General features: G+C 75.1%; 20 protein-coding genes and 2 pseudogenes. 7 read left to right on the top strand and 15 right to left on the bottom strand.

Features of this window, described 5'->3' with window-relative positions:
- Positions 1-307: 307 nt before the first annotated feature.
- The 3 genes and pseudogenes from ACSMXW_RS22020 to ACSMXW_RS22010 form a co-directional block, all read left to right on the top strand.
- Positions 308-634: pseudogene (locus tag ACSMXW_RS22020) on the top strand (WhiB family transcriptional regulator); the annotation flags it as partial.
- Between the two features lie 774 nt (positions 635-1,408).
- Positions 1,409-2,140, top strand: coding sequence for an MOSC domain-containing protein (locus ACSMXW_RS22015; RefSeq protein ID WP_485798649.1), 732 nt, complete (start codon positions 1,409-1,411; stop codon positions 2,138-2,140).
- Positions 2,141-2,164: 24 nt separating this feature from the next.
- Positions 2,165-2,938, top strand: a complete 774-nt coding sequence (locus ACSMXW_RS22010) for an SDR family NAD(P)-dependent oxidoreductase (protein WP_485798648.1) — start codon at positions 2,165-2,167, stop codon at positions 2,936-2,938.
- A gap of 304 nt (positions 2,939-3,242) precedes the next feature.
- Here the strand turns inward: ACSMXW_RS22010 and groL are convergent, their stop codons facing one another.
- On the bottom strand, positions 3,243-4,868 hold the full coding sequence (gene groL, locus ACSMXW_RS22005; RefSeq protein ID WP_485798646.1) for a chaperonin GroEL: 1,626 nt from the start codon (positions 4,866-4,868) through the stop codon (positions 3,243-3,245).
- A 193-nt stretch (positions 4,869-5,061) separates the two neighbouring features.
- Complete coding sequence (groES, locus tag ACSMXW_RS22000; RefSeq protein WP_189932005.1) at positions 5,062-5,370, bottom strand: co-chaperone GroES; 309 nt, start codon at positions 5,368-5,370, stop codon at positions 5,062-5,064.
- Positions 5,371-5,902: 532 nt separating this feature from the next.
- On the opposite strand from groES, the gene ACSMXW_RS21995 reads away from it, so the two are divergent.
- A complete protein-coding gene (locus ACSMXW_RS21995) occupies positions 5,903-7,177 on the top strand; it encodes a THUMP-like domain-containing protein (RefSeq protein WP_485798643.1) in 1,275 nt (424 codons plus the stop codon).
- Between the two features lie 206 nt (positions 7,178-7,383).
- On the opposite strand, the gene ACSMXW_RS21990 is transcribed toward ACSMXW_RS21995, so the two are convergent.
- The gene (locus tag ACSMXW_RS21990; RefSeq protein WP_485798641.1) at positions 7,384-8,118 is read right to left on the bottom strand and encodes a TetR/AcrR family transcriptional regulator; all 735 of its coding nucleotides are present in this window, start codon (positions 8,116-8,118) and stop codon (positions 7,384-7,386) included.
- A 121-nt stretch (positions 8,119-8,239) separates the two neighbouring features.
- On the opposite strand from ACSMXW_RS21990, the gene ACSMXW_RS21985 reads away from it, so the two are divergent.
- The gene (locus ACSMXW_RS21985; RefSeq protein ID WP_485798639.1) at positions 8,240-9,181 is read left to right on the top strand and encodes an SDR family oxidoreductase; all 942 of its coding nucleotides are present in this window, start codon (positions 8,240-8,242) and stop codon (positions 9,179-9,181) included.
- Positions 9,182-9,324: 143 nt separating this feature from the next.
- On the opposite strand, the gene ACSMXW_RS21980 is transcribed toward ACSMXW_RS21985, so the two are convergent.
- From ACSMXW_RS21980 to tsaB, 4 genes and pseudogenes are all read right to left on the bottom strand, one after another.
- On the bottom strand, positions 9,325-9,576 hold the full coding sequence (locus ACSMXW_RS21980) for a hypothetical protein (RefSeq protein WP_485798637.1): 252 nt from the start codon (positions 9,574-9,576) through the stop codon (positions 9,325-9,327).
- Positions 9,573-10,706, bottom strand: coding sequence for a tRNA (adenosine(37)-N6)-threonylcarbamoyltransferase complex transferase subunit TsaD (gene tsaD / locus ACSMXW_RS21975; protein WP_485798635.1), 1,134 nt, complete (start codon positions 10,704-10,706; stop codon positions 9,573-9,575). Before tsaD ends, ACSMXW_RS21980 begins: the two co-directional genes overlap by 4 nt.
- A 322-nt stretch (positions 10,707-11,028) precedes the next feature.
- Positions 11,029-11,466: pseudogene (rimI, locus tag ACSMXW_RS21970) on the bottom strand (ribosomal protein S18-alanine N-acetyltransferase); the annotation flags it as partial.
- Between the two features lie 80 nt (positions 11,467-11,546).
- Positions 11,547-12,278, bottom strand: coding sequence for a tRNA (adenosine(37)-N6)-threonylcarbamoyltransferase complex dimerization subunit type 1 TsaB (gene tsaB / locus ACSMXW_RS21965; RefSeq protein ID WP_485798633.1), 732 nt, complete (start codon positions 12,276-12,278; stop codon positions 11,547-11,549).
- 220 nt (positions 12,279-12,498) lie between these two features.
- Here tsaB and ACSMXW_RS21960 point away from each other — a divergent pair, with 220 nt between their 5' ends.
- A complete protein-coding gene (locus ACSMXW_RS21960; RefSeq protein ID WP_485798632.1) occupies positions 12,499-13,050 on the top strand; it encodes a hypothetical protein in 552 nt (183 codons plus the stop codon).
- Between the two features lie 294 nt (positions 13,051-13,344).
- On the opposite strand, the gene ACSMXW_RS21955 is transcribed toward ACSMXW_RS21960, so the two are convergent.
- From ACSMXW_RS21955 to ACSMXW_RS21930, 6 genes are all read right to left on the bottom strand, one after another.
- Positions 13,345-13,572, bottom strand: a complete 228-nt coding sequence (locus ACSMXW_RS21955; protein WP_485798630.1) for a hypothetical protein — start codon at positions 13,570-13,572, stop codon at positions 13,345-13,347.
- Between the two features lie 142 nt (positions 13,573-13,714).
- Entirely contained in the window at positions 13,715-14,245 is a 531-nt protein-coding gene (gene tsaE / locus ACSMXW_RS21950) for a tRNA (adenosine(37)-N6)-threonylcarbamoyltransferase complex ATPase subunit type 1 TsaE (RefSeq protein WP_485798628.1), read from the bottom strand.
- A gap of 115 nt (positions 14,246-14,360) precedes the next feature.
- The gene (locus ACSMXW_RS21945; protein WP_485798626.1) at positions 14,361-15,653 is read right to left on the bottom strand and encodes an alpha/beta fold hydrolase; all 1,293 of its coding nucleotides are present in this window, start codon (positions 15,651-15,653) and stop codon (positions 14,361-14,363) included.
- Positions 15,654-15,909: 256 nt separating this feature from the next.
- Entirely contained in the window at positions 15,910-17,064 is a 1,155-nt protein-coding gene (alr, locus tag ACSMXW_RS21940; RefSeq protein WP_485798624.1) for an alanine racemase, read from the bottom strand.
- A 336-nt stretch (positions 17,065-17,400) separates the two neighbouring features.
- A complete protein-coding gene (locus ACSMXW_RS21935) occupies positions 17,401-18,927 on the bottom strand; it encodes an NAD(P)H-hydrate dehydratase (protein ID WP_485798622.1) in 1,527 nt (508 codons plus the stop codon).
- A gap of 473 nt (positions 18,928-19,400) precedes the next feature.
- Positions 19,401-20,702, bottom strand: a complete 1,302-nt coding sequence (locus ACSMXW_RS21930; RefSeq protein ID WP_485798620.1) for an SGNH/GDSL hydrolase family protein — start codon at positions 20,700-20,702, stop codon at positions 19,401-19,403.
- A gap of 309 nt (positions 20,703-21,011) precedes the next feature.
- Here ACSMXW_RS21930 and ACSMXW_RS21925 point away from each other — a divergent pair, with 309 nt between their 5' ends.
- A complete protein-coding gene (locus ACSMXW_RS21925) occupies positions 21,012-21,965 on the top strand; it encodes an alpha/beta hydrolase (protein ID WP_485798618.1) in 954 nt (317 codons plus the stop codon).
- A 536-nt stretch (positions 21,966-22,501) separates the two neighbouring features.
- Here ACSMXW_RS21925 and ACSMXW_RS21920 read toward each other — a convergent pair.
- Positions 22,502-23,746, bottom strand: a complete 1,245-nt coding sequence (locus ACSMXW_RS21920; protein ID WP_485798616.1) for a PucR family transcriptional regulator — start codon at positions 23,744-23,746, stop codon at positions 22,502-22,504.
- A gap of 214 nt (positions 23,747-23,960) precedes the next feature.
- On the bottom strand, positions 23,961-24,797 hold the full coding sequence (locus ACSMXW_RS21915; protein ID WP_485808210.1) for an SDR family oxidoreductase: 837 nt from the start codon (positions 24,795-24,797) through the stop codon (positions 23,961-23,963).
- Between the last annotated feature and the right edge of the window lie 161 nt (positions 24,798-24,958).

Below are 24,958 nucleotides of genomic sequence, written 5' to 3'. Positions count from 1 at the left end.
TCGAAAGAGTTACGGGTCGGGCAGCCATGTCCGGCACTCTACGTGAAGGCGCGGATACCGCGCAGGGGCGCGCATCCGCCCTGCTCCGCGATCCGATCCCCACCCGGGCCTTCACCGGGCCCCACCGCTTCCCTGGCAATTCCTTCACGAAGAGTCATGACCCATTTAGCTGGTTTTCTCCGCTGTTGCCAGTGTCTGAGGCTAGATTCATAAAGAGTCATATTTTCATCTCCTTAGACAGTAGAGACGCGCGTGCGCCCACCACCCGCACAACAGCGGCCGCAAAACGGCTACAAGGGGACAGCTAATGGCAGACTTCTCCCGCCTTCCCGGACCCAACGCGGATCTGTGGGACTGGCAGCTGCTCGCGGCCTGCCGCGGTGTCGACAGCTCGCTCTTCTTCCACCCGGAGGGCGAGCGCGGCGCGGCGCGCAGCGCGCGTGAGAACTCGGCCAAGGAGGTCTGCATGCGGTGCCCGGTCCGCGCGGAGTGCGCGGCCCACGCCCTCGCGGTCCGCGAGCCGTACGGGGTGTGGGGCGGGCTGACCGAGGACGAGCGCGAGGAGCTGATGGGACGGGCCAGGAACCGTCTGGTGTCCACGTCCGCCTCGGGTGCGGGCACGGGTGCGGGTGCGGACATGGGGTCGGGTGCAGGTACGGGGTCGGGTGCGGGTGCAGGTACGGGGTCCGGTACGGGTGCGGGTGCGGGTGCGGGTACGGGGTCGGGAACGGCGGCCGGCGGGACGGCGGGCGGCGCGGGGACGGTGGGCGGCGCGGGCGCCTCGGCCGGTTCGGGGACGTCGGCCGGTTCCGGCACCTCGGGCACCGCGGGCGGCCGCTCCCCGGGGTCGGCGCCGGGGTCGGGGTCGGCGCCGGGGTCGGTTCCGGGAGGGTCCGCGGCGGGGACGTCCGCCTCAGCGGCCCCTACGGCGGGCGGCCGGGCATCGTCCTCCGGTTCCGCGGGCCCGGAGGAGAGTTACCGGACCGAGGGCTCCCACCGCCCCGAGGACCCGCACGCCCCCGGGGAGGGGACCGGCTCACCCCGAGCACCCGCGGCGACTTCGACCTCGTCCGGCGCCCGGCCCGCGCCGTCTCCCCCACCGTCCCCCTCCCCCTCACTCCCCTACGACCCCTACGGCCTCTACGAGCCCTATGACCCGCATCACTCGCATGACCCATATAACTCGTATGAGTCGTATGAGTCGCATGACTCGCCCGGCCCGTCCGACCCGTCCGGCCCCTCAGCCGCCTGGCCCTGACGGAACGTTTCTGCACAGCCGGGTCACCGCCGGACACAGCCTGGTCGCAGCCGGGCGCGCGGTAGCAGCGTGGCCTGAACCTGCCGGATCCCTCGGGGGCGGCCCGGGAGCGGTTGGGCCGCGGGTGCCGGGACGGCTTAGCGTTCCGGCATGAGACTTCTGTCCCTGAACGTGGGCCGCCCCAAGTCCGTTCCGTACACGGGTCAGCCGGAGGGGGTGACCGGCATCGACAAGCGGCCGGTGGCCGGGCCGGTGCGGGTGGCGGCGCCCGGCCCCAAGGGGCGCGGGGGAAGCGGGGTGGCCGGTGACGCGGTCTGCGACACCAGGAACCACGGCGGGAACGACCAGGCCGTGTACGCCTTCGCCCGTGAGGACCTGGACGACTGGCAGGACGTGCTGGGCGCGCCGCTGCCGGACGGGATCTTCGGCGAGAACCTCACGACCCAGGGGGTGGACGTGTCCGGCGCCCGGATCGGCGAGCGGTGGCGGATCGGCCCGGATCTGGTCCTGGAGGTGACCAGCGGGCGGATTCCGTGCCGGACGTTCGCGGGAGAGCTGGACGCGCGGGTGCCGGGCGGCCGCACGGAGCACTGGGTGAAGCGCTTCACGGAGCGCGGGGCGCCGGGTGCCTACCTGCGGGTGATCGAGCCGGGCGAGATCCGCGCCGGCGACCCCATCGAGCTCGTGCACCGCCCCGACCACGAGGTGACCGTCGCCCTGCAGTTCCGCGCCGTCACAGGCGAGAGGCGGCTGCTGCCCCGGCTGCTCGCGGCCGGCGAGGCCCTGCACCCGGAGGCGCTGGAGCAGGCCCGCGCGTACCTGGCCCGGGAAGGGCACGGGCCGGTCGCGCTCGACGGGGGGCGTGCGCCGGGGGCGGAGTGACTCCGGGATCACTAACCTTGCTCCATGACAACGGCTCTGATTACGGGATCCACCTCGGGCATCGGCGCCGCCTTCGCGCGGCGTCTGGCGGCGGACGGGCACAATCTGGTCCTGGTGGCGCGCACCACGGAGCGGCTGCAGGAACAGGCCACCGAGCTGCACGACAGGCACGGCATCGAGGCCCAGGTGCTCTCCGCCGACCTCGCCGCGGAGCGGGGCATCGAGGCGGTGGCGGCGCGGTTGTCCGACCTGACCAGCCCGGTCGACCTGCTGGTGAACAACGCCGGGTTCGGCAACAAGGGCCGTTATCTCCAGGTGCCGATCATGGACGAGCTGACCATGCTCAGGGTGCACTGCGAGGCAGTGCTGAGGCTGACGTCGGCCGCGGCCGAGCCGATGCGGGAGCGGCGCCGCGGTGCCATCGTCAACGTCTCGTCGGTCGCCGCGTTCGTGCCCCGCGGGACCTACGGTGCGTCCAAGGCGTGGGTGGTGCAGTTCACCGAGGGCGCGGCGCGGGACCTGGCCGGGTCGGGCGTCAGGATGATGGCGTTGTGCCCCGGGTTCGTCCGTACGGAGTTCCACGAGCGGGCCGGTATGGACACCGGCAGCATCCCCAACTGGATGTGGCTCGACGCGGACAAGGTGGTGGATGCGGCTCTCGCCGACCTCGCGCGTGGGCGGACCGTGTCGATTCCGGATCCCCGCTACAAGGCCCTCATGGGCCTTGCGAGACTGACCCCTCGCCGGTTGCTCGGCGGCATCGCGTCCAGGACGGGCCGCTCGTACGGCCCACGCTGAGCACGGCGCGCCCTTAGGACACGGGGAACCGGGCCCGCACCCCACCGCCCGCCGGTGGCCCGGCTGCGAGTGAAACAGCCCCCTTGGGAGGGTGACGACGCGACGCGCCTCGTCGGGGCTGATCGCGTAGTTCCCCGCGCCCCTTCCCGGACGAGCCCTCACACACGGCTGGGCCCAGCCCACCCAGGCGCGCGGGGAACTACGCACCCACCACCCGTCCCCCCGCGCCGGGAAAGCCGGAGGCCCGGCACCCCCGGGAACGGGGGTGCCGGGCCTCGGTCGGGTGCCGGGGTACCGGGACCGCTCAGTGGGCGTGGCTGTGCCCGTGGCCGCCGGCCTCGGACTCCTCCTCCGCCGGCTTCTCGACGACCAGCGTCTCGGTCGTCAGCAGCAGCGAGGCGATCGACGCGGCGTTCTCCAGCGCGGAGCGGGTGACCTTGACCGGGTCGATGACGCCCTGCTTGACCAGGTCGCCGTACTCACCGCTCGCGGCGTTGTAGCCCTCGCCCTTGCCGAGCTCGGCGACCTTGGAGGCGATGACGTAGCCCTCCAGGCCGGCGTTCTCGGCGATCCAGCGCAGCGGCTCGACCACGGCGCGGCGGACGACGGCGACACCGGTGGCCTCGTCGCCCTCCTTGCCGAGGCTGCCCTCGAGCACCTTGGCGGCGTGCACCAGCGCGGAGCCACCACCGGAGACGATGCCCTCCTCGACCGCGGCGCGGGTCGCGGAGATGGCGTCCTCCAGGCGGTGCTTCTTCTCCTTCAGCTCCACCTCGGTGGCGGCGCCGACCTTGATCACGCACACGCCGCCGGCCAGCTTCGCGAGGCGCTCCTGGAGCTTCTCGCGGTCCCAGTCGGAGTCGGTGGTCTCGATCTCGGCCTTGATCTGGGCGATCCGGGCCTGGACGTCCTCGCCCTTGCCGCCGCCGTCGACGATGGTGGTGTCGTCCTTGGTGACGGTGACGCGGCGAGCGGTGCCGAGCACGTCGAGGCCGACCTGGTCGAGCTTGAGGCCGACCTCCTCGGCGATGACGGTGGCACCGGTGAGGGTGGCCATGTCGCCGAGCATCGCCTTGCGGCGGTCGCCGAAGCCGGGGGCCTTCACCGCGACGGCGTTGAAGGTGCCGCGGATCTTGTTGACGACCAGGGTGGACAGGGCCTCACCCTCGACGTCCTCCGCGATGATCAGCAGCGGCTTGGAGGAGTTGGCCTGGATGACCTTCTCCAGCAGCGGCAGCAGGTCCGCGATGGCGGAGATCTTGCCCTGGTGGATCAGGATGTACGGGTCGTCGAGGACGGCCTCCATGCGCTCCTGGTCCGTGACGAAGTACGGCGACAGGTAGCCCTTGTCGAAGGCCATGCCCTCGGTGAAGTCCAGTTCGAGACCGAAGGTGTTGGACTCCTCGACGGTGATGACGCCGTCCTTGCCGACCTTGTCCATCGCCTCGGCGATCAGCTCGCCGACCTGCTGGTCCTGCGCGGAGAGCGCGGCGACGGCGGCGATGTCGGACTTCTCGTCGATCGGGCGGGCCGAGGCGAGCAGGTCGTCGGAGACGGCCTTGACGGCCGCGTCGATGCCCTTCTTCAGCGCGGCCGGGGAGGCACCCGCGGCGACGTTGCGCAGGCCCTCCTTGACCAGCGCCTGCGCGAGCACGGTGGCGGTGGTGGTGCCGTCACCCGCGATGTCGTTGGTCTTGGTCGCCACCTCCTTCACCAGCTGGGCGCCGAGGTTCTCGTACGGGTCGTCGATCTCCACCTCACGGGCGATGGTCACGCCGTCGTTGGTGATGGTCGGCGCGCCGAACTTCTTGTCGATGACGACATTGCGGCCCTTGGGGCCGATGGTCACCTTGACCGTGTCGGCCAGCTTGTTGACGCCGCGTTCGAGGGCGCGACGGGCGTCCTCGTCGAACTTAAGAATCTTCGCCATGGGAGCGTTTCAGTCCTCTCGGTTGCGATCCTGGGCCGCTGCCGTGAACGGCCGCCATCGCGGGGAAAGCCGACTGCGCCCCGGGCGCCCGGCTTCTTGTCGTCGCGGGGGCCAGGGGCGCAGTCACATGCGAAACGTGGGGGTCGGGACGGGACTCGGGGGTCCCGGACCCCTCACCCGGTGTGTCGTCTTCTTACTTCTCGACGATCGCGAGGACGTCGCGCGCCGAGAGGACGAGGTAGTCCTCGCCGTTGTACTTGACCTCGGTGCCGCCGTACTTGCTGTAGAGCACGACGTCGCCGTCCTTCACGTCGAGCGGCAGGCGCTCGCCGTTCTCGAAACGGCCCGGGCCGACGGCCAGGACGACGCCCTCCTGGGGCTTCTCCTTCGCGGTGTCCGGAATGACCAGGCCCGAGGCCGTGGTCTGCTCTGCGTCCAGCGGCTGGACCACGATGCGGTCCTCGAGCGGCTTGATGGCAACCTTGGTGCTGGCGGTCGTCACGATCCGACCTCCCCCTTCGGAGATCTCACGGGGTTGACTGTCTGAGGTGGCGACCAGGTGGATCCGTCGTCGCGGGTGCCGGACCTGCCCGTCGCTTCGTTGGCACTCTCCATTGTGGAGTGCCAGAGCCGAGACTATGACCGGGATTAGCACTCGGTCAAGCGGAGTGCCAACGCCACGCGGGACGCGCCCTTCCGGGCCCCTCCCCGCGCGCCCCCGGCCCGCTCCTTCGGACGTCCCGTTCAGGCGCGGTCCCCCGGCCCGGCCACCGCGTACCCCCGGGAGGCCGCCGTCCCCGGCGGTGGGCACAGCGCTGTCCGGCATGGTGCCGCGCCGAGCGCTGTCCGGCATGGTGCCGCGCCGCCCGCGGCCGCGGACACGGCTGGGCGCGATATCCCCCGGACGCAGCACATGCTCCGCTCCCCGGTACTCCATCCGGGGCGCCTCCGCGGGGGGCGCGGGGAACCGCGCGGACGGCCCCGGGGGCGCCCGCGGACCACCGGGGCGAGCCCGGTGGTCCGGCTGGCCCACAATGGGCCGGGTGAACGACGAGGTGAACCACGCGGTGGACCGGCTCGCCGCCCTGCGCACCGCCGAGGGCCGCGCCCTGCTCGACGAGGTACGGGACGTCCGGCCGGGCGAGGAGCTGGCCGCGGCGACCCGGCTGCGCCGGTCGCACCCCCCGGACCTGGTCTCCGCGGCCCTCACCCAGGCCCGGCTGCGACGGCGCGCCGAGGCGAAGTTCGGGGCGGCGGACGCCCACCGGATGTTCTTCACGGCGGACGGCGTGGAGCAGGCGACCCGCGGCAGTGTCGCGGCGCACCGCGCGGAGCGGTTCCGTGCGCTGGGGGTGCGGTCCGTGGCCGATCTGTGCTGCGGGATCGGCGGCGACGCCATCGCCCTGGCGCGCGCGGGCATCACCGTGCGCGCCGTCGACCGCTCGCCGCTGGCGTGCGCCGTGGCGCGGGCCAACGCGGAGGCGCTGGGCCTCGCCGACCGCATCGAGGTCGTCGAGGCGGACGTCACGGAGGCCGACACGGCGCCGTACGACGCCGTGTTCGCCGATCCCGCGCGCCGCTTCCAGGGGGCGGCCCGAAGGGCCTTCGCCGAGGGGGGCGGTGGGGCGGGGCGGGGCGGCCGGGGCCGGATCTTCCGGCCGGAGGACTACTCACCGCCGCTGTCCTGGGCCGTCGAGACGGCGCGGCGTGCGCCGTGCGCGGCGCTGAAGACGGCGCCAGGCATCCCGTACGAGGCGATTCCCGAGGGCGTCGAGACGGAGTGGATCTCGGACGCGGGTGAGGTGAAGGAGGCGGTGCTGTGGTTCGGCACCGGGGCGCCGCCCGGCCGCCGCGCCACGCTTCTCGGGGCGCCGCGGGGCGCGCGGCCCGTCTCGCTGAGCGCCCCGCTGTCCGCCCTGCCGCCGGACCCCGGTGTCCGCCCGCCGGGGCGCTATGTGTACGAGCCCGACGGCGCCGTCATCCGCGCCCACCTGGTGGCCGAGGTGGCGCGGGAGGTGGGCGGCGGGCTGCTGGACGCGACCATCGCGTATGTGACGGCGGACGAGCTGCGCCCCACCCCGTTCGCCACCGCCTACGAGATCACCGACGCGCTGCCGTTCAACCTGAAGCGGCTCAGGGCGCTGCTGCGCGACCGGGGCGTGGGCACGCTCACCGTGAAGAAGCGCGGCTCCGCGATCGAGCCGGAGGAGCTGCGCCGCAAGGTCAGGCCCCAGGGCCCGCACGCGGCAACGGTCTTCCTGACCCGGCTCGCGGGTGCCCCGGCCATGCTCATCGGGCAGCCCGCCTGAGCCCGGTGCCCTCGCCCGAGCGCCGTGTCGGCTCCCGCCCGCCGGCCCGGACGCGACGGAAACACCCCCTTCAGGGCGGTGGCGAACCGCCGGTGCCGTCCGGGCCCGCCGCTCCCCACCGCCTCAACGGCTCCGCCACTGCCGTGAAGGCGTGGGCGGTACCCGCGGAGGCACCCCCGTTCCCCGCGCACCTCGGCGCCGCACCCTTACGTGCGGCCGCGCCCCGGGCCAGCGGCGCCGGGGGCGTCCTTCCGGGCCAGCAGTCCGGCCATGACGACCTCGAGCACCTGCCGGAGCGTGTCCGTGAAGTCCATGCGCAGGGCGGCGAGGCCGGGGTCGGCGTCGTAGGCGGCCTGCATGGCGGGGGACGGGTGGGCGTGGGTCCACACGGAGCCGACGGTGAGCCTGACCACACCGGCGAAACGGAGCGCGTCGTGCTCGCTCAGCTCGGGGACGCAGCGGCGCACCAGGCCGGCCAGCAGGCGGGCGTTCGCGACGGCGGCGCGCTTGTAGGCCAGGGCGACGCGCGGGGAGACGTTGCGCTCCAGGACGGCCGCCTGGGCGCTGGCCAGGTCGCAGAGCACCGGGCGGCCCGCCAGGGAGGTGGCCAGCGCGGCGGCCAGTCGGTCGCCGCGCGCCGTGGGTGAGCCGTCACCGCCGGCCCCGGAGGCCTCCGGCCCGGCCGGCGCGGGCAGCGTCCCCGCCAGGTCGTCCAGCCATGCCCGGGACTCCACGTCCAGCAGCTCCAGCAGGATCTCCTCGCGCGACTCGAAGTAGCGCAGCACGTTCGACTTCGCCAGGCAGACCCGCCGGCTCAGGGCGTTCAGGCTCACCTCCGCCACGGGCATGTCCGCGAGCATCGCGGCCGCGGTGTCGAGGATCGCCTGTCGGCGTACGGCGCGCTGCTCCTCGCTGCGTGCGCGCTGGAACGGTGCGGGCATACGACCCATCCTACAGACCCTAGAGACCACCGGTCTGTTGTTAGCAGACCGGTGGTCTGCTAGCGTCCGCGGACAGAAGACAACAGACCATCGGTCTGCTGACGCCCGCCGAGGAGCCACGATGTACCGAGTCCCCGACCAGACCGGAAAGCTCGCCGTCGTCACCGGCGCCAACAGCGGCACGGGGAAGGAGGCGGCCAAGCGCCTGGCGGGCGCGGGCGCGCGGGTCGTGCTCGCGGTGCGCACGGTCGCCAAGGGGGAGCAGGCGCGCGACGAGATACTGGCGGCGCACCCGGACGCCACGCTGGAGATACGCCGGCTGGACCTGGCCGACCTGGCGTCGGTACGGGAGTTCGCCGAGGGCCTGCTCTCCGCCGGCACCCCGCTCGACCTGCTACTCAACAACGCAGGGGTGATGATGCCGCCGCACCGGATGGCCACCGCGGACGGCTTCGAGCTGCAGCTGGGCACCAACTACCTCGGCCCCTTCGCGCTGACGGTCCGCCTGCTGCCGCTGCTGCTCGCCGCGCAGGCGCCCCGGGTCACCACGATGAGCAGCAGCACGGCCAACTTCGGCCGGATCGGCTTCGACGACCTCCAGTGGGAGCGCCGCCGCTACAGCCCGGCCCGGGCGTACGCACAGTCCAAGCTCGCCGACCTCCTGATGAGCCGGCAGCTCGCGCGGACGGCCGCCGAGCGCGGCTGGAAGCTGATGAGCAACGCCGCGCACCCCGGGTTCACGCGGACGAACCTCCAGACCGCGGGTCCCAGCCTGGGCGACCGCCAGCCGTCACCGCTGTACCGCCTGGCGGTGCCTCTGATGACGGGCAACGTCGTGCCGTCCCAGGAGGTCGAGCAGGGCACCGAGCCGCTGCTGCACGCGGCGACCAGCCCCGACGCCGTCGCGGGCGGCTACTACGGGCCCGGCCGGCGCTTCGAACTGGTCGGCCCCACCACGGAGGCGAGGCTGGTCCGCCGGGCGCGCGACACGGCCGTCGCCGCGCGGCTGTGGGCGGAGTCCGAACGCCTCACGGGGGTGTCGCTGCCGACCTCGACACCCTGACCCCCTGCGCCCCGAAAGGGGCACCCTGAGCACGCCACCGCGGCCCCGAAGAGGCGCCGCGTGCCGAAGAGGCGCCGTGTCCGAAGGCGCCGTGTCCGAAGAGGCACCGCCCCGAAGAGGCAATGCCCCGAAGAGGCGACGCGTCAGTCCACCGTCTCGAACCGCCACCGGTGTACCGCCCTGCGGACCAGGTCCGGGCCCGGTTCGGGGAGTTCCGGGGGGTCGGTGAGGTCGCCGGTGGGCCACCAGGTCATGACGAGGACGCGGTCCTCGGGAGCCGTGAGGGTCTCGCGGCGGAGCGGCTCGGGGCTGAGGGGCTGGGCGCGCGCCCAGGCGACGAGGTCGGGGCCGCGGCCCGGCAACGCCCGGGCCTCCCACATCAGGGCGATGGTCATGAGTACAGGTTGTCCTTGCCGATCTCGTGCACGTGGTCGTGGGCGTGCCCGGCGGCCGGGGCCGGGAGGTGGGGCGAACGGCCCGGGACGTGGGGGTCGGTGACCGGCAGGGACGAGTCGGCGGGCAGGTCCCAGTCGGAGGCGGCGCGGTCCCGGGCGACCATCTCCGCGCCGAGCGCGGCGACCATCGCGCCGTTGTCGGTGCAGAGCTTCGGGCGGGGCACCCGCAGCCGGATGCCCGCGGCCTCGCAGCGCGCCTGGGCGAGCGCGCGCAGCCGGGAGTTGGCGGCGACACCGCCGCCGATCATCAGATGGTCCACGCCCTCGTCCCGGCAGGCCCGCACCGCCTTGCGGGTCAGCACGTCGGCGACCGCCTCCTGGAAGGACGCCGCCACGTCCCGTACCGGCACCTCCTCGCCCGCCGCGCGCTTCGCCTCGATCCAGCGGGCCACGGACGTCTTGAGGCCCGAGAAGGAGAAGTCGTACGGCGCGTCGTGCGGGCCGGTGAGGCCGCGCGGGAAGGCGATGGCCTCCGGGTCGCCCTCACGGGCGTACCGGTCGATGACGGGGCCGCCGGGGAAGCCCAGGTCGAGCACCCGCGCGATCTTGTCGAAGGCCTCACCCGCGGCGTCGTCGATGGTCGCGCCCAGCGGCCGCACGTCGGCGGTGATGTCGGTGGCGAGCAGCAGCGACGAGTGGCCGCCGGAGACCAGCAGCGCCATCGTCGGCTCGGGCAGCGGGCCGTGTTCGAGCTGGTCCACGCAGATGTGCGACGCGAGGTGGTTGACGCCGTACAGCGGCTTGCCGAGCGCGTACGCGTACGCCTTCGCGGCCGAGACGCCCACCAGCAGCGCACCGGCGAGGCCGGGGCCCGCGGTGACCGCGACGCCGTCCAGGTCGGAGGCGGCGACTCCGGCCTCCTTCAGGGCCCGCTCGATCGTGGGGACCATCGCCTCCAGATGCGCCCGGGAGGCCACCTCCGGGACCACGCCGCCGAAGCGCGCGTGCTCGTCGACGCTGGAGGCGACCGCGTCCGCGAGCAGCGTCGTGCCGCGGACGACACCGACGCCGGTCTCGTCGCAGGAGGTCTCGATGCCGAGGACGAGCGGCTCGTCGCGGGAGTCAGGCATGGGTGTCGGGTCCTTGCTGTCCTTGTACGCCGGAAACGTGAGTGGGGGGAGCTTCGGGCCGGGCCGGGGATGGGGCGGCGGGCGGCAGGTGGCGGGCGGCGCTGTCGGTGGCGCCCCGCGGCCCGGCGGTGCCCTGCGCGCCGCGGGCGGCCCGCACGCGGTCCGTGCCGCCCGCGCCGCCGGTGCTGTCGGTGCCCTCCACCGCCGCACCCGTGCCACCCGTGCCGTCGGCCGGCGTGCCCGCGCCGTCCACGGCCTGCGCGCCGTCCACGGCCTGCGCGCCGTCCGCGGCACCGGCGCCGTCCGCGGCCCCCTCGGCAGCCCGTACCGGCAGCCGCATGACGAGCGCGTCCACATTGCCCGGCTGGTAGTAGCCGCGCCGCAAGCCGACCGGCTCGAAGCCGAAGCGCCGGTAGAGCCGCTGGGCGCGGGTGTTGTCGACGCGCACCTCCAGCATCACCTCGGCGCACTCGGCGGCCGTCGCGTGCCGCAGCAGGTCGGTGAGGAGCAGGGCGCCGAGGCCGGCGCCCCACTGCTCGCGGGCCACGGCGATGGTCTGGACGTCGGCGAGGTCGCCGGAGACCGCGAGGCCCGCGTAGCCGAGCAGCCGTCCGCCGGCCTCGGCGACCACATAGCGGCGGGTGGCGCCGGGGCCGCGGGCGTGCGCCAGCTCCGACCAGAACATGCCGCGCGACCACGCGTCCGCCGGGAACACCGCGCGCTCCAGCTCCATAACGGCGTCGATGTCCCACCAGCGCATCTCGCGCAGACGTGCGCCCGCGGCGGCCCGGGCGCCCTGAGGGGGCGTGGCGGCCGGCGGGGTGGACGGGGCGGAGGGGGTCACCGCGGAGTGACCACCTTGTAGTTCTTGGGCACCTGGGCGTCCGGCCGGCGCAGGTAGAGCGGCCGGGGCGGCAGCAGGCCGGAGCCGACCACGCCGTCCTCCGCCGCCCGGGGCGCCGCGCGCCCGCCCCCGGCCGGCAGCCCCTCGCCCGCCGCGAGCCGCTCGGCGGCGAACGCCGCGAGGGCCGAGGCCGCCACGTGCCGCGGCTCCCTGGCGTCCGGGAACGTCTCCGGGTACAGGAACGCGCCCGCGCCCACCGCGGGCAGCCCGGCCACCCGCTCCGCGATGTCGGCGGGCCGGTCGACGGCGGGCGCGGTGGCGCGGGTGCGGGCGTCCTCGTAACGGGCCCAGTAGACCTCCTTGCGCCGGGCGTCGGTGGCCACCACGAAGGGGCCGTCCGGGGCGGCGGCGGAGGTGCCGAAGGCATGGCCGAGGGCGTCGAGCGTGCAGACGCCGTGCACCGGGACGCCCAGGGCGAAGCCGAAGGTGTCCGCGGTCGCGAGGCCGACGCGGAGTCCGGTGTACGGGCCGGGGCCCACGCCGACGGCGATGTCGGTGACCTCGGCGAGCTTCACCCCCGCCTCGGCGAGCACCCGGTCGACGGCGGGCAGCAGCAGCTCCCCGTGCCGCCGGGCGTCCACCTGACTCGATTCGGCGACGACCGAGGCGCCGTCGTGCAGGGCGACGGTCACGGCTGGGGTGGCGGTATCCAGGGCGAGCAACAACACACCAACAGCCTACGGCTCCGGCGCCCCCCGGGCGCCCGCCCCGATCGGGTGCACCCCTGCTGCTACCGTCACCATCAAGGCGTACGTACAGGTCGTATGTACGGGGCATACACGGCGTGCCGGGCATATAACCCTATGCCCGGCACGGTCATGGCAGGGTCACGGCAGGGCCCCGCTCCGGGCGGGGCCGGCGGGACAGTGGGTCGAGAGGTGGACAGAGGTGTCTAGGAGCAGCTCGGGATTCGTGGCCGGGCTGACGGCGGCGGCCGTCGCGGGGGTCGGCTTCCTCGCCTACCAGGCGTCGGCCAGCGCCCCGGACAACCTGGGCGCGCCGGGCCCCGGCGCGGCCTCGTCCCCAAGCGCCCCGGCGTCCCACCCGCCCCGGAAGGACCCGCCACCGCCTGCCCGGTCGGGCAGCGGCGAACGGGTGGTGTACGCGCTCGGCGCCGACCGGGTCTGGCTGATCACCGCCGGCGGCCGTGTGCAGCGCACCTTCACGGTCATGCCCAGCACGGTCGACCCGGCGCCCGGCACCTTCACGGTGAGCTCGCGGTCCGCCGTGACGGCGGGCTCCGACGGCGTGCCCATCGAGCACGTCGTCCGCTTCACGTCCGTCGACGGGGTGACGATCGGGTTCAGCGCGGCGGTCGACGGGTCGACGCCCAAGCCCGACCCGGCGAAGAAGACCGGGGGCATCCGGGAGACGCGTGCGGACGGCGCCGCCATGTGGCGGTTCGCCGGGATCGGCAGGACGGTCGTGGTGGTTCCGTAGGGCGGGCGGGGGCTGTCCCCCTCGCGCAGCGGGCTTCCGGGCTCCGGCTTCACGGCTTCACGGCTTCACGGCTTCACGGCTTCACGGCTTCACGGCTTCACGGCTTCACGGCTTCACGGCTTCACGGCTTCACGGCTTCACGGCTTCACGGCTTCACGGCTTCACGGCCGGTGGCCCGGCACGACAGAAGCCGCCCCTTCAGGGCGGTGGCGACGTGACCGTCTCGTCGTGCTCGCGCGCACGGCTCCCCGCGCCCCTTGGCAGTCGAGTCTCCGCCCCGTCGTAAGGGGCTCCTCAGTCCCGAGGCTCGGCACCCGGCGGGCGAACCGGTGAGGGGGCCGGGGGTCCCGGGGGCGTGGAGACCGCGCGGGCCGCCGCGCACGACGCCAGCAGCTCCCGCATCGGCACCCGGCCCGCCCCCGCGGCCCCCGGGAAGGGCGCCCCGGACACCGCGGGCGTCCCGGAAGCCCCGGACACCGCCTGCGGCAGCGGCGGACGGACCTCGCGTTCTGCTGCGGACATGGCGCCTCCTGGCTCCGGGGCGGACGTACGCCGGTTGGTTAGGTAGACCTAACCTGAACCCGTCACCATGGGACCACGCACAGCCCACCCCGCGCAACATCTTGCCGACAGGGTGTCGGCACACGATCCCGCGGGGCGCCGCTCACTCCCCCGCGCGGCCGTCGGGTCCGCCGAGTTCTTCCAGGCCCCCGGGGTCCCCGGGCTCCCCGAAGTCGCCGAGGTCCCTGAGCGGGGCGTCGGCCCAGCGTGGGCCGACGCCCAGGAGTGTCACCTCGCGGACCTCGTCAGCCGTGTCCCCGACCGCGCGCTCGATGACGACGTGGAGCCGCTCCTCGGAGAGTTCCTCGACCTTCCCCTCGCCCCACTCGACGACGACCACGGACTCGGGCAGCGAGACGTCCAGGTCCAGGTCCTCCATCTCGTCGAGCCCGCCGCCCAGCCGGTAGGCGTCCGCGTGCACCAGCGGGGGCCCGTCGCCGAGCGGCGGGTGCACGCGGGCGATCACGAAGGTCGGGGAGGTGACCGCGCCGCGCACGCCGAGGCCCTCGCCCAGTCCGCGGGTCAGCGTCGTCTTGCCGGCGCCCAGTTCGCCGGTGAGCAGCACCAGGTCCCCGGCGCGCAGCAACCGGGCGAGCCGGCGGCCGAGTGCCTGCATGCGTTCGGGGGTGGACACGGTGACGCGGACGTTGACGGGCTCGCCCGCCGGGCCGCCGGCGTCGCCCGCGGGGCCGTCCTGGGCAGTGCCTCCGGCGCCGGCCCGGGCATCGCCTGCGGGGCCGGCTCCCGGCTCATCCGGCGGACGGTGCGGATCCGCCGCGGCGCGGGCGGCCGCGGCCGGTGCGTGGGGGGCCGCCCAGGGGGCGGCCGGTTCGGGTGTGCGGTCCATAGTCGCCCACGGTAGCCGGGGACCGGGCGAGGCCGGCGCGGGCCAGCAGGTCGGCAAGCCGGTCCGTGACCGCCTCGGGGTGCTCCAGCATCGCCAGGTGGCCGGCGTCGGGCACCAGGACGAGTTCCGCGCCGGGCAGCGCGTCGGCGATGGCCTCGCTGTGCGAGCCGGGGGTGACCAGGTCCTTGTCGCCCGCCAGCACCAGCACCGGCAGGTGCGCGAAGTGCTGGAGCGCGGCCGTCTTGTCGTGCGCGACGAAGCCCGGGTAGAACTCGGCGACCACGTCGATCGGTGTGCTCTCGATCATCCGTTCGGCGAACCGCGCCACGGCCGGGTCGACGTCCTTCGATCCGAACGAGTACCGCTTGATGATCCCCGCGAACAGGTCCGCGGTGGCCCGCCGGCCGCGCTCCACCAGCTCCGCCCGCTGCCCCAGCGCCTTCAGCACCCCGGGCAGCACACGCCGTACCGCGTTGACGCCCAGCACCGGCAGTCCGAAGCTGACCTCGCCCAGGCGCCCGGCCGAGGTGCCGACGAACGCGACGGCCGCCACCCGCTCCCGGACCAGCTCCGGGTACTGGTCGGCCAGCTCCATCACCGTCATGCCGCCCATGGAGTGGCCGACGAGCACCAGCGGCCCCTCGGGCGCGGCGGCGTCGATGACGGCCTTGAGGTCCCTGCCCAGTTGCTCGAACGCGACGGGGGTGTGCTGCTCGCGCTGGGTGACCCCGCGCCCGGACCGGCCGTGGCTGCGCTGGTCCCAGTGCACGGTGCGCACCACGCCGCGCAGGGCGGCGCGCTGGAAGTGCCAGGAGTCCTGGGTGAGGCAGTAGCCGTGGCTGAAGACGACGGTGACGGGGGCCGGGGCCCTGCGCCCGAAGAGCCGTCTGCGGCGCGCCGCCGGGCCGCCGTCCGGCTCGACCTCGTCGACCTCGTAGTACAGCTCGGTGCCGTCGTCCGCGCAGGCCTTGCCCGGGGTGCCGCGCAGGGTGCCGTACGGGCCCGTGGCGTCCAGGTCAAGCTGTGCCTTCCTGCGGATGCCGCGGCTGACCGTGAGGCGTTCCATGGCCACCGAGGCGGCGGCGCCGGCCGCGATCACGCCGAGGGCGGCACCGGCTATCCCGGCCCTGCGCCAGACGCCGCCCACCGCCCCCGTGACGGTCCCCGTGACGGCCTCCGCGCTGCTCTCGCTCACCTACCGCTCCTCTTCGCCGTCCTCGCCGACGCCTCGCCGACGCCTCGCCGAGGCCTCGCCCAGGAGGGTCCCGGCCCCTCGTGACGTGTCAGGGCCGGTCGCTCCGGTCCTTCCGGACCGGCAGCCGGGCTCTTCCGGTCCGGCAGCCCGGTCCTTCCCGTCCGGCAGCCCGGTCCTTCCACCTGGTGTTCCCCTGCGTAGGCCTTGCTCACCCCTGGGTGGGCGAGATCACGGCGTCGCGTGGAGGGGTCCGGCCCTACGGCGTCCCGTCGAGATGGACGCGCGGCACGCGTGCCCCGACGCGGGTGACGATCTCGTACGCGATGGTGCCCGCCGCCTGGGCCCAGTCCTCGGCGGTCGGCTCGCCCCGGTCACCCGGTCCGAACAGCACCGCCTCGGTGCCCTCCGGCGGCTCTTCCCCGCCGAGGTCGACGACGAACTGGTCCATCGCCACCCGGCCCGCGATCGTCCGCCACTTGCCGTCGACCAGGACGGGGCCGGTGTTGGAGGCGTGCCGGGGTATGCCGTCGCCGTAGCCGAGCGGCACCAGGCCGAGGGTGGTCTCGCCGGGGGTGACGTAGGTGTGGCCGTAGCTCACGCCGTGGCCGCCAGGGACCTGCTTGACCAGCACCATCGACGCGGACAGCCGCATCACGGGGCGCAGCCCGAAGTCCGCGGGGGTGCCGATCTCCGGGCTCGGGGAGATCCCGTACATGGCGATGCCGGCGCGCACCAGGTCGAAGTGCGCCTCGGGGAGGGTGAGGGTGGCGGGTGAGTTGGCGATGTGCCGGACCTCCGGGCGTGCGCCCTGCTGCTCGGCGTAGCGGATCATGTCGCGGAAGCGGGCCAGCTGGGGGGCGATGGAGGGGTGGCCCGGCTCGTCGGCACAGGCCAGGTGCGACCAGATGCCGGAGATACGGACCAGTCCCGCGCGCTCCGCGCGCAGCGCCTCGGCGACCAGGGCGGGCCAGTCGGCGGGCTGGCAGCCGCCGCGGCCGAGGCCGGTGTCGGCCTTGAGCTGGACGCGGGCCGGCGCGCCGACCGCACGTGCGGCGGCCGTGGCCTCCCGCAGCGCCCTGGGTCCGCTGACGGACATGTCGAGATCGGCCTCGACGGCCTCCCGCCAGGGGCCGCCCGGCGCCCACAGCCAGCACATGATGCGGACCCGGTCCGGGCCGAACCCGGCGGCGCGCAGCGCCAGGGCCTCCTCCGGGAGGGCCGTACCGAGCCAGGTGGCGCCCGCGTCGAGCGCGGCACGGGCGACCGGCACCATTCCGTGGCCGTAGCCGTCCGCCTTCACCACGGCCATGAACGCGGCGCGGGGCGCGAGGGCCCGCAGGGCCCTCACGTTGGCACGCAGGGCCCCCAGATCGATCTCGGCACGCGCGCGCGCCGTCGCAGTGTCACTCATCGTTCATACAGTGTCTCAAAGGCGGCGGGGAGGCGCGTTCCGTGCAGCCGGGCCGGGGGCGGCCCGGTCTGCGGTGCGTTGGTTCGACCCAACCGATCCACCCCAACCGATCGTCCCAACCGATCACCCCAACCGATCACCCCCCAGCCGGCCGCACCCGGCTGACCGGCCCCGACCAGCCGCGACGAGCCGCACGAGCCCCGACGCGCCCGCGCCGGGCCACCGTGCCGAGCCCCTTGAGGCCCTCGTGTCGGCCCACCGGCCGGTGCGGCCTGAACGCACACCGGTTCGGGGTGCCGCGGCACGTGAGGGGCGGAGAACCGCGCCTGGCCGGGGCTAGCGTTCGCCGGGGAGCCGCGCGGCCGTCCCCACCACGTCCCGCCACACCCGCGGCAGCACCCTCACGAGCTCCGACGCGCCGACAGGCGCGCCCTCGCCGGTCGCGAGCCGCCCGGCGAGACCGTGCAGGTAGGCGCCGACCGACGCCGCGTCCTGCGCGCCGAGTCCCGCCGCGAGCAGGGAGCCCGCCAGGCCGGACAGGACGTCGCCGCTGCCCGCCGTGGCCAGCCACGGCGTCCCCGTCGGGTTCACCCGGACCGGGCCGCCGTCCGGGCGGGCGACCAGCGTCGTCGAGCCCTTGAGCAGCGCCGTCGCCCCGTACCGCGCGGCCAGCTCGCGCACCGCCGCGAGCCGGGCGCCCTCCACCTCCTCGCGGGAGGTGCCGAGCAGGGCGGCCGCCTCGCCCGCGTGCGGCGTCAGCACGGTCGGCGCCGTGCGGGCGCGCACCGCCGCACGGTCCGCGAGCCGCAGCCCGTCCGCGTCGACGAGCACCGGGACGTCGGAGGCCAGCACCTCGTCCACCGCCGCGCTGTCGTCCCCCACACCGGGGCCGACCACCCACGCCTGGACCCGGCCCGCCCTCGACGGCGGCCCCGCCGACACCAGCGTCTCGGGGAACCGGGCGATCACCGCGTCCGCGGCGGGGCCCACGTACCGCACGGCGCCCGCGCCGCCGTGCAGCGCGCCGGAGACCGCGAGCACCGCCGCGCCCGGGTAGCGGGCGGAACCCGCCACCACGCCCACCACGCCGCGCCGGTACTTGTCGCTCTCCGCCGCCGGGCTCGGCAGCAGGGCCGCGACGTCCGCGTGCTGGAGCGCCTCCAGGTCGGGGGTGGGCGGCAGATGGGGGCCCAGGCCGATGTCGATGAGCCGGGTGGTGCCCGCGTACTCGCGTGCCGGGTCGATGAGGAGGCCGGGCTTGTGGGTGCCGAAGGTGACGGTCACGTGCGCGTGCACCGCCTCGCCCCTGACCTCGCCCGTGTCCGCCTCCACGCCGCTGGGCAGGTCGACGGCGACGACCGGCGCGTCGCAGGCGCGCGCGAGGACGGCGAGCGGGACGGCGGCGGGGCGGAGGCCGCCGCTGCCGCCGATGCCCACGATGCCGTCCACGATGAGGTCGGCTCGGCGGATCAGTTCCTCGGTCGTGGGGCTGGCGCCGGTGGTGGAGCTGGTGCCGGTGGTGGCTTTGCCTGCCGGTGGTTCGGGTGCCGCGTGGTGGGCGGTGCCGCCCGCGGCGCGGAGGGCGGCCAGGCCGGCGGGGTGGGTGCGGTCCGGGGTGAGCAGCAGTGCGGTGACGCCGGCGCCGCGGCGGGCCAGCCTTGCGCCGGCGTAGAGGGCGTCGCCGCCGTTGTCGCCGCTGCCGATGAGGAGGACGATGCGGGAGCCGTAGACGCGGCCCAGCAGTTCGGCGCAGACGGCCGCGAGTCCGCTCGCGGCACGTTGCATCAGGGCACCCTCCGGCAGCCTCGCCATCAGCTCACGCTCGGCCGCCCTTACCGTCTCCACGCTGTACGCACTCCGCATGCCACGAGTGTCCCGCATGGCCGCGCCCGCGCGACGCGGGTGTACGCCGCGAGTTGTGTGCGCGGGCTTCGTCGGGGCCGGTGCGCCTTCTGTTGTTCGGGGCGGGCTGCTTGTGGCGAGCGCGGGCTTCGTCGTGGCCGGTGCGCCTTCTGTTTCGTTGTGGGGCGGGGCCGCGGGGGGATCTCCTCCCCCACTGCCTTGAAGGCGTGGGAGGTGCCCCCACGGTCCGGCGCCTTCCGCACACTGGAGGCTCCTCTGGTCGTGGCGCCGGCCTCCCCCAGTGCCTTAAGGGCCTGGGAGGTACCCCCAGGGCGGACATCCCCCCACGTCCCCTCACCTCTCGTACGCGACTGCGGACCGGTGGGCCTCCCGCGCCGCCAGGGGCAGACCGGGGAAGGGGGAAGAGCCGCCTCCACCCGACAGCCCACGGCGCGTGTGCGGTACCGGCCCGCACCGGCAGGGCGGACGGCTTCTTACGTGAAGAGGTGCGAGGGGAACGCTGCCGCCAGCGCTGCGTAGCCCGTTGGGTTGAGGTGGAGGTGGTCGCCCACGTCGTAGGCGGGGTTGAGGGCACGCGGGTGGGCCGGATCGCGGGACGCCCGGTCCAGGTCGACGACCGCGTCGAAGCGGCCACTGGTGCGGATCCAGTCGTTGACCCGCTGCCGCGCCGCCTCGCGAAGGCCGTCGGGGTCGTCGTAGGGCCCGTTGCCGCCGAACGGGGTGAGCGTCGCACCGTAGACGCGGATGCCCTGCGCGTGAGCACGCAGGACCATCTGGTCGTACGCGGTGATGAGATCCTCCGCCACGGTGCGCTGCGCCTCGGCGGTGGCCGGTGCCGTGCCGATGTCGTTGACGCCCTCGAAGACGATCAGCGAGGTGACCCCGCTCTGCGCGAGGACGTCGCGGTCGAAGCGGGAGAGCGCGGTGGGGCCGAGGCCGTTCGAGAGGACCTGGTTGCCGCCCGCGGCCTCGTTGAGTACCGCGGTGCCCGCGGTGGCCCGGTGCGCCTGAAGTCGGCTCAGGAGTTGGTCGGTCCAGCGGTCGTTGCCGTTGGTGGTGGAGCCGCGGCCGTCGGAGAGGGAGTCGCCGAGCACCACCGTCGCACCGGTGGCGGTGCGGGTGAGGACCTCGACGCCGCTGAGGAAGTACCAGTGGTCCGCGGTGGCCGCGCCCGGCAGGTCCGTGTCGCCGGTGTGGTCGCCGGCCAGCAGGTACGAGGTGGTGCGGGAACCCGGGTGGGAGGTGATGTCGTTGGACGCCTGCCCCTCGGCCAGGTAGATCGTGACGGTGAGGTTGGTGCCGGGCCGCACCGTGAAGTCCAGCGGATCGGAGACCATGTCCGCACCGGTCGGCACCGTCACGGAGGCCCTGCCGCGGAAGGTCACCGGGTGGGAGCTGCCCGGCTCGATCGCGGCGGCCCCGGGCCGCCCGCCGCGCGGCAGTGCCACGGAGACCGCGGTGAGCGGCAGCGGGGCGCCCCCGAACACGTTCGACACCCGCAGCCGGATGCGCGGGCCGCCCACGGACACGTGCACGGTCTGCCGCAGCGTGCTGTCGGCGAGCACCCGGCCGTCCTGCGTGAACGGCGCCGGGGGCATGTTGGCCGGCTCGGTAAGCTGCGGCATCGCCGTCCAGGTGTGTACCCAGCCGGCCTCGGTCGTCGTCGCTGCCGCGGGCGCGGCGGGGCCGTCCGGGGCGGCGCCGGCCACCGCGAGGGGGGCGCTGCCGAGGAACCCGGCCAGGACGAGGCTGACGATCCACGACGGTCTCTTCATGACGGTCTCTTCATCCTCTTCATCGGGGTGCGTCCTCCGCTTCACCGGTGCGTGACCCGTACGGCGTACGGAATACAGCGCCGGGCACCGCCCTGCACAGACCCCCGCACGGCTGTCGGGGAGCCGGGCGTTGGGTCCCCGACGGACGTCGGATGGTCCCCGTGCCGTGGGCGTGGCATCGTGCTGGCAGCCGTCGGTGGCCCCGTGCCTGTGGCTGTGTTCCGGCAGGTGCCGGTGGCTCTGTGCAAGCGGGGCCGGTGTCCTTGTTCCGGCTGCCGTCGGCGGACGGCGCCGACCGGAGGTCCGCACATGCGTTACCCGTACGATCCCGAGCTCGCCGCGGCCCTCGCGATGATGGCCGAGGTGGACATCTCCGACCTGGCCGCGGCGCGGGCCGCGCAGGCCGGTGAGGTGGCGGCCCGGGTCGCGGTGGCCGACACCGGCGGTGTGGAGGTGACGGACCTGACCGCAGCCGGGCTCGACGGCGCGCCCGACGTGCCGCTGCGGGTCTACCGGCCCGCGGACACCCGCGGCGAGCGGTTGCCGGCGCTCTACGCGCTGCACGGCGGCGGCTTCGTGCTCGGCTCCCCCGACGTCGACCACGACGCCAACCTGCGGCTCTGCCGCGAACTCGGCGCCGTCGTGGTCTCCCCCGACTACCGGCTGGCCCCCGAGCACCCGTACCCGGCGGCCCTGGAGGACTGCTGTGCCGGGCTGTGGACGCTGGCGAAGGACGCCGCCGAGCTGGGCATCAGGCCCGACCGGATCGCGGTGGGCGGCGACAGCGCCGGAGCTGGACTCGCCGCCGCGCTGACCCTCCTCGCCCGGGACCGCGGCGGCCCCGCGATCTGCTTCCAGTACCTGTGCAGCCCCGCCCTCGACGACCGCCTCACCACCCCCAGCGCCCTGCTGTACACGGACACGCCCGTCTGGAACCGCCACAACGCCGCCCTCGGCTGGACCGCGTACCTGGGCGAGGGCGTGCCCGGCTCCGAGGGTGTGTCGCACTACGCCGCCCCGGGCCGCGCCGACGTCACCGAGCTGGCGGGCCTGCCGCCGGCGTTCGTCTCCGTGATGCAGTTCGACCCGCTGCGCGACGAGGGCATCGGCTACGCCCAGGCCCTGCTGACCGCCGGGGTCCACGCCGAACTGCACGTCTATCCGGGCACGTTCCACGGGGCGATCATGGTGGAGCACGCCGCGGTGATCCGCCGCGCGGCCGAGGACGCACGCGGGGCGCTGCGGCGGGCGCTGTGGCGGTGAGTTCAGGGGTGGTTCGGGGGTGGGTTCGGGGGCTTCCGTGGTGCTTCGAGGGTGGTTCGCGGGGCTTCCGTGGATGCTTCGGGGGTGGTTCGGGGGCTTCCGTGGGTGTTTCGGGGTGCGTTTCAGCGGCGGTGGGCCGGCGCCTCGGCCGGTGATACGCGCGTTGGCTGGACGCACGGTGTGCCTGCCCGGGCCGGTGACGGCAGGCCGCCCCGGCTGACAACCGCGCGCCGGCTGCGGTGACGAGGCCCGCACGGGCCGGTGACGGAGCGTCGGCTGCGCGCACGGTGACCCGCCCGGGCCGATGCCCGCACGTCGGATGCGGTCACGGTCGCGGTGGGGCCGGGTGACGCGGTGACGTGGTCGGCGGTGGTGCGGCTCGGGCGGGTGGCCGGTTGGGGGCCGGCTCCGGCAGCCGTCACCTCGCCCGTCGTCCCCTGGCCATCCTCCGTCACCGTGGTCCGTCTCACCCACCCTCCGTCACCCGCCTTCCGTCACCCGCCGTCCCTTACCCGTCACCCCTCCCCCAACGTCCCTCACCCGTCCGGAGGACCCTCCTCCGGTGTCGTCGCCAACCGGTGGGCGTACAGGGCGAGGTGGGCGGCGAAGCGGTTCCGGGGGTCGCTCAGGGTGTGGCCCAGGGCGCGTTCGGCGCGGGTCAGGCGGCCCGCCACCGAGCTGTGGTGGAGGTGCAGCGCAGCCGCTGCCTGCCGGAGTGAGCCGGTGCGGCAGAAGGCGGCGAGGGCGGCGAGCACGGCCCGGCCGCCGGGCTGCTCCGCGAGCGCCGCGAGTGCCCGTACCTCGGGCCGCTCCCGCAGCCGCCGCACCGGAATCTCGGCGAGCAGCACCACGGGGCCGAGGGCGTCGTGGTCGGCGACCGCCTCGTACGGCGGGTCGGGGACCGTGAACCGCAGGGCGGTACGGGCCTGTGCCCAGCTCGTCCCGGCGTCCAGGGCCGGCACCGCGCCGCCCACCCCGGCCCGGATCCCGCCGGACCACGGCGCGCCGGACTGCCCGGGTCCGGCAGGGCGGCCGGGCGGGGCGCCGGGGCCCCGCGGACCGGCCCGCGACGGGTCGGCGCCCGCCCAGGACCGCTCCGTGCCCGCCGCCGCCCACTCGCCCAGCACGGTGCGCAGTGCCTCGCCGGGCGACTCGGTGCCGTCGCCGCGCTGGTGGAGCACCACCGCGCCCGAGCCCATCCGGGCCACCCTGACGGTGCCCGGCAGGTCGCCGCGGCCGAGCAGCGTGACGGCGACCGGGCCGGCGTCGGCACCGTTCCGGCAGCTCACCGCGGCCACCCGGAGGGCGCCCGCGGGGTCGAGGCCGAGGCGGCGCAGCGCGTGGGCGCGGTCGGCGACCGTCTCATGCGCGGAGAGCACCCGCTCGACCAGCAGCGGGTCGGAGACCTGCGGCGGCTGCGCCCGCTGGGCGGTGCCGCCGAGCGTGCCAGCGGCGATCGCCATCCACTCCAGGACGAGGTCGTCGAACGGGCCCCGGGCGCCCGGCCGCTCCAGCCAGACGCGTCCGGCGGGCGCGAGGCGGGCGCTGCCGGAGACCCGCGCCGGGCGCCCGGTCAGCGGGGCGCCGTCGGGGCCGCAGCGCACGGTGCGGCCGTCCGCGAGTTCCAGGCCCGCGGGACACTCGGCGAGTCCGGCGGTCGAGCGGACCAGGGCGGCGGCGTCGAGGCCGCCGCCGAGCAGGGCCTGGAAGTGGGCGATCACCCGCACCGCGGCGGCCGCGTCCGCGTCCAGGGCCGACAACCGCAGCAGCAAGCCCTTCACGCCGCGCAGTCTAGGGGGCTTCCGCGGTGCCGGTCAGGCGTTCGGGGCCCGTTCCCCGGCCGCGGCTGCCGACTGGTTGCGCACAGGGCCCCGGCCGGGGCGCGGGGCTGTGTGACCAGGCGGCTCCGGGGCGCACCCCGCTGCTCCGCCGCGCGGCGCGACCAGCCGCAGCGGGACACGCTGACCGCCACCGCCCCGCGCCCCTAGGGCAAGCTCAGCGGAAATCGTCCGCGTGGTCCGCCGCCCACTCCTCGAACGTCCTGGCCGGGCGACCGGTGATCCGCTCCACCTCGCCCGTGATCTCGGGCGTGGCCCCCACCGTCGAGCCGAGGAACTCGACGAGTTGCCTGGCGGCCTCGACCGGGAACTGCGGGCTCGTCAGCGCCTCGACGGCCGCCTCCGGCGAGATCTGCTCGAAGCGGGTCGCACGCCCGGCCGCCTTGCCGATCGCGGCGACCTGCTCGGCCAGCGTGACCGGCGCGGGCCCCGTGACGACGGGCGCCGTGCCGACGTGCGCGTCGTCCAGCAGGGCACGGGCGGAGACGGCCGCCAGGTCGGCCTCGTGCACCGGCGCGGCGACCGCGTCCGGATAGGGGCCGCGCACCACGCCGTCCTCCTTGATCGCCGCGGCCCACCGCAGCGCGTTGGTGGCGTACATGCCGCCGCGGACGAACGTCCACTCCAGCCCGGAGTCGCGCACCGCGCGCTCGGCGAACGCGTGGGCGCGCGCGATCATGCCCTCCTCGGCGCCCTCGATGGTCACCGCCATGGACGAGTTCAGGACGATGCGCTTGACGCCCGCCGCCGCGATCGCCTCGACGACCTGGTCGGCGCCGCGCATGCCGGCCGCGGCGAGGTTCAGGTAGACCGCCTCCGCGCCGCTGAGCACGGGGCCGAGCATCGACGGGTCGCCGAGGTCGGCCCGGACGGCGTCCACTCCGTCCGGCAGGTCCGCCGCACCGGGGTCGCGGGACAGGGCGCGCACCGCGGCGCCCTCCGCGAGGAGCTGGTCGACGAGACTGCGTCCGATGTTGCCGGTCGCGCCGGTCACTACGATCAAGGGTCCCCCTCGGGGTCGCATGCCGAACGGTGCCCGCTGCGGGCAGTCGACTCCGCGGGGCACAACTCGGCTCTGATGGGCAGGCGTTGACCGTACACGCGCCGTGGGGGCCCGGCAGCCCGGGGTCCTTGCGTGATCCTTGCGTACGGCTT

Source organism: Streptomyces sp. DSM 116793 (assembly GCF_057320905.1).
The sequence above is the reverse complement of the archived record's forward strand: the minus strand, read 5'-3'. Positions and strand labels throughout refer to the sequence as shown.

Coding starts and splice junctions, on each gene's coding strand:
- ACSMXW_RS21925 (WP_485798618.1), top strand. CDS start 21,012: ATGCGTTACCCGTACGATCCCGAGCTCGCCGCGGCCCTCGCGATGATG.
- ACSMXW_RS21980 (WP_485798637.1), bottom strand. CDS start 9,576: ATGACCATCGCCCTGATGTGGGAGGCCCGGGCGTTGCCGGGCCGCGGC.
- ACSMXW_RS22015 (WP_485798649.1), top strand. CDS start 1,409: ATGAGACTTCTGTCCCTGAACGTGGGCCGCCCCAAGTCCGTTCCGTAC.
- ACSMXW_RS21985 (WP_485798639.1), top strand. CDS start 8,240: ATGTACCGAGTCCCCGACCAGACCGGAAAGCTCGCCGTCGTCACCGGC.
- alr (WP_485798624.1), bottom strand. CDS start 17,064: ATGAGTGACACTGCGACGGCGCGCGCGCGTGCCGAGATCGATCTGGGG.
- ACSMXW_RS21955 (WP_485798630.1), bottom strand. CDS start 13,572: ATGTCCGCAGCAGAACGCGAGGTCCGTCCGCCGCTGCCGCAGGCGGTG.
- ACSMXW_RS21935 (WP_485798622.1), bottom strand. CDS start 18,927: ATGCGGAGTGCGTACAGCGTGGAGACGGTAAGGGCGGCCGAGCGTGAG.
- groL (WP_485798646.1), bottom strand. CDS start 4,868: ATGGCGAAGATTCTTAAGTTCGACGAGGACGCCCGTCGCGCCCTCGAA.
- tsaD (WP_485798635.1), bottom strand. CDS start 10,706: ATGCCTGACTCCCGCGACGAGCCGCTCGTCCTCGGCATCGAGACCTCC.
- ACSMXW_RS21995 (WP_485798643.1), top strand. CDS start 5,903: ATGGGCCGGGTGAACGACGAGGTGAACCACGCGGTGGACCGGCTCGCC.
- ACSMXW_RS21930 (WP_485798620.1), bottom strand. CDS start 20,702: ATGAAGAGACCGTCGTGGATCGTCAGCCTCGTCCTGGCCGGGTTCCTC.
- ACSMXW_RS21990 (WP_485798641.1), bottom strand. CDS start 8,118: ATGCCCGCACCGTTCCAGCGCGCACGCAGCGAGGAGCAGCGCGCCGTA.
- ACSMXW_RS22010 (WP_485798648.1), top strand. CDS start 2,165: ATGACAACGGCTCTGATTACGGGATCCACCTCGGGCATCGGCGCCGCC.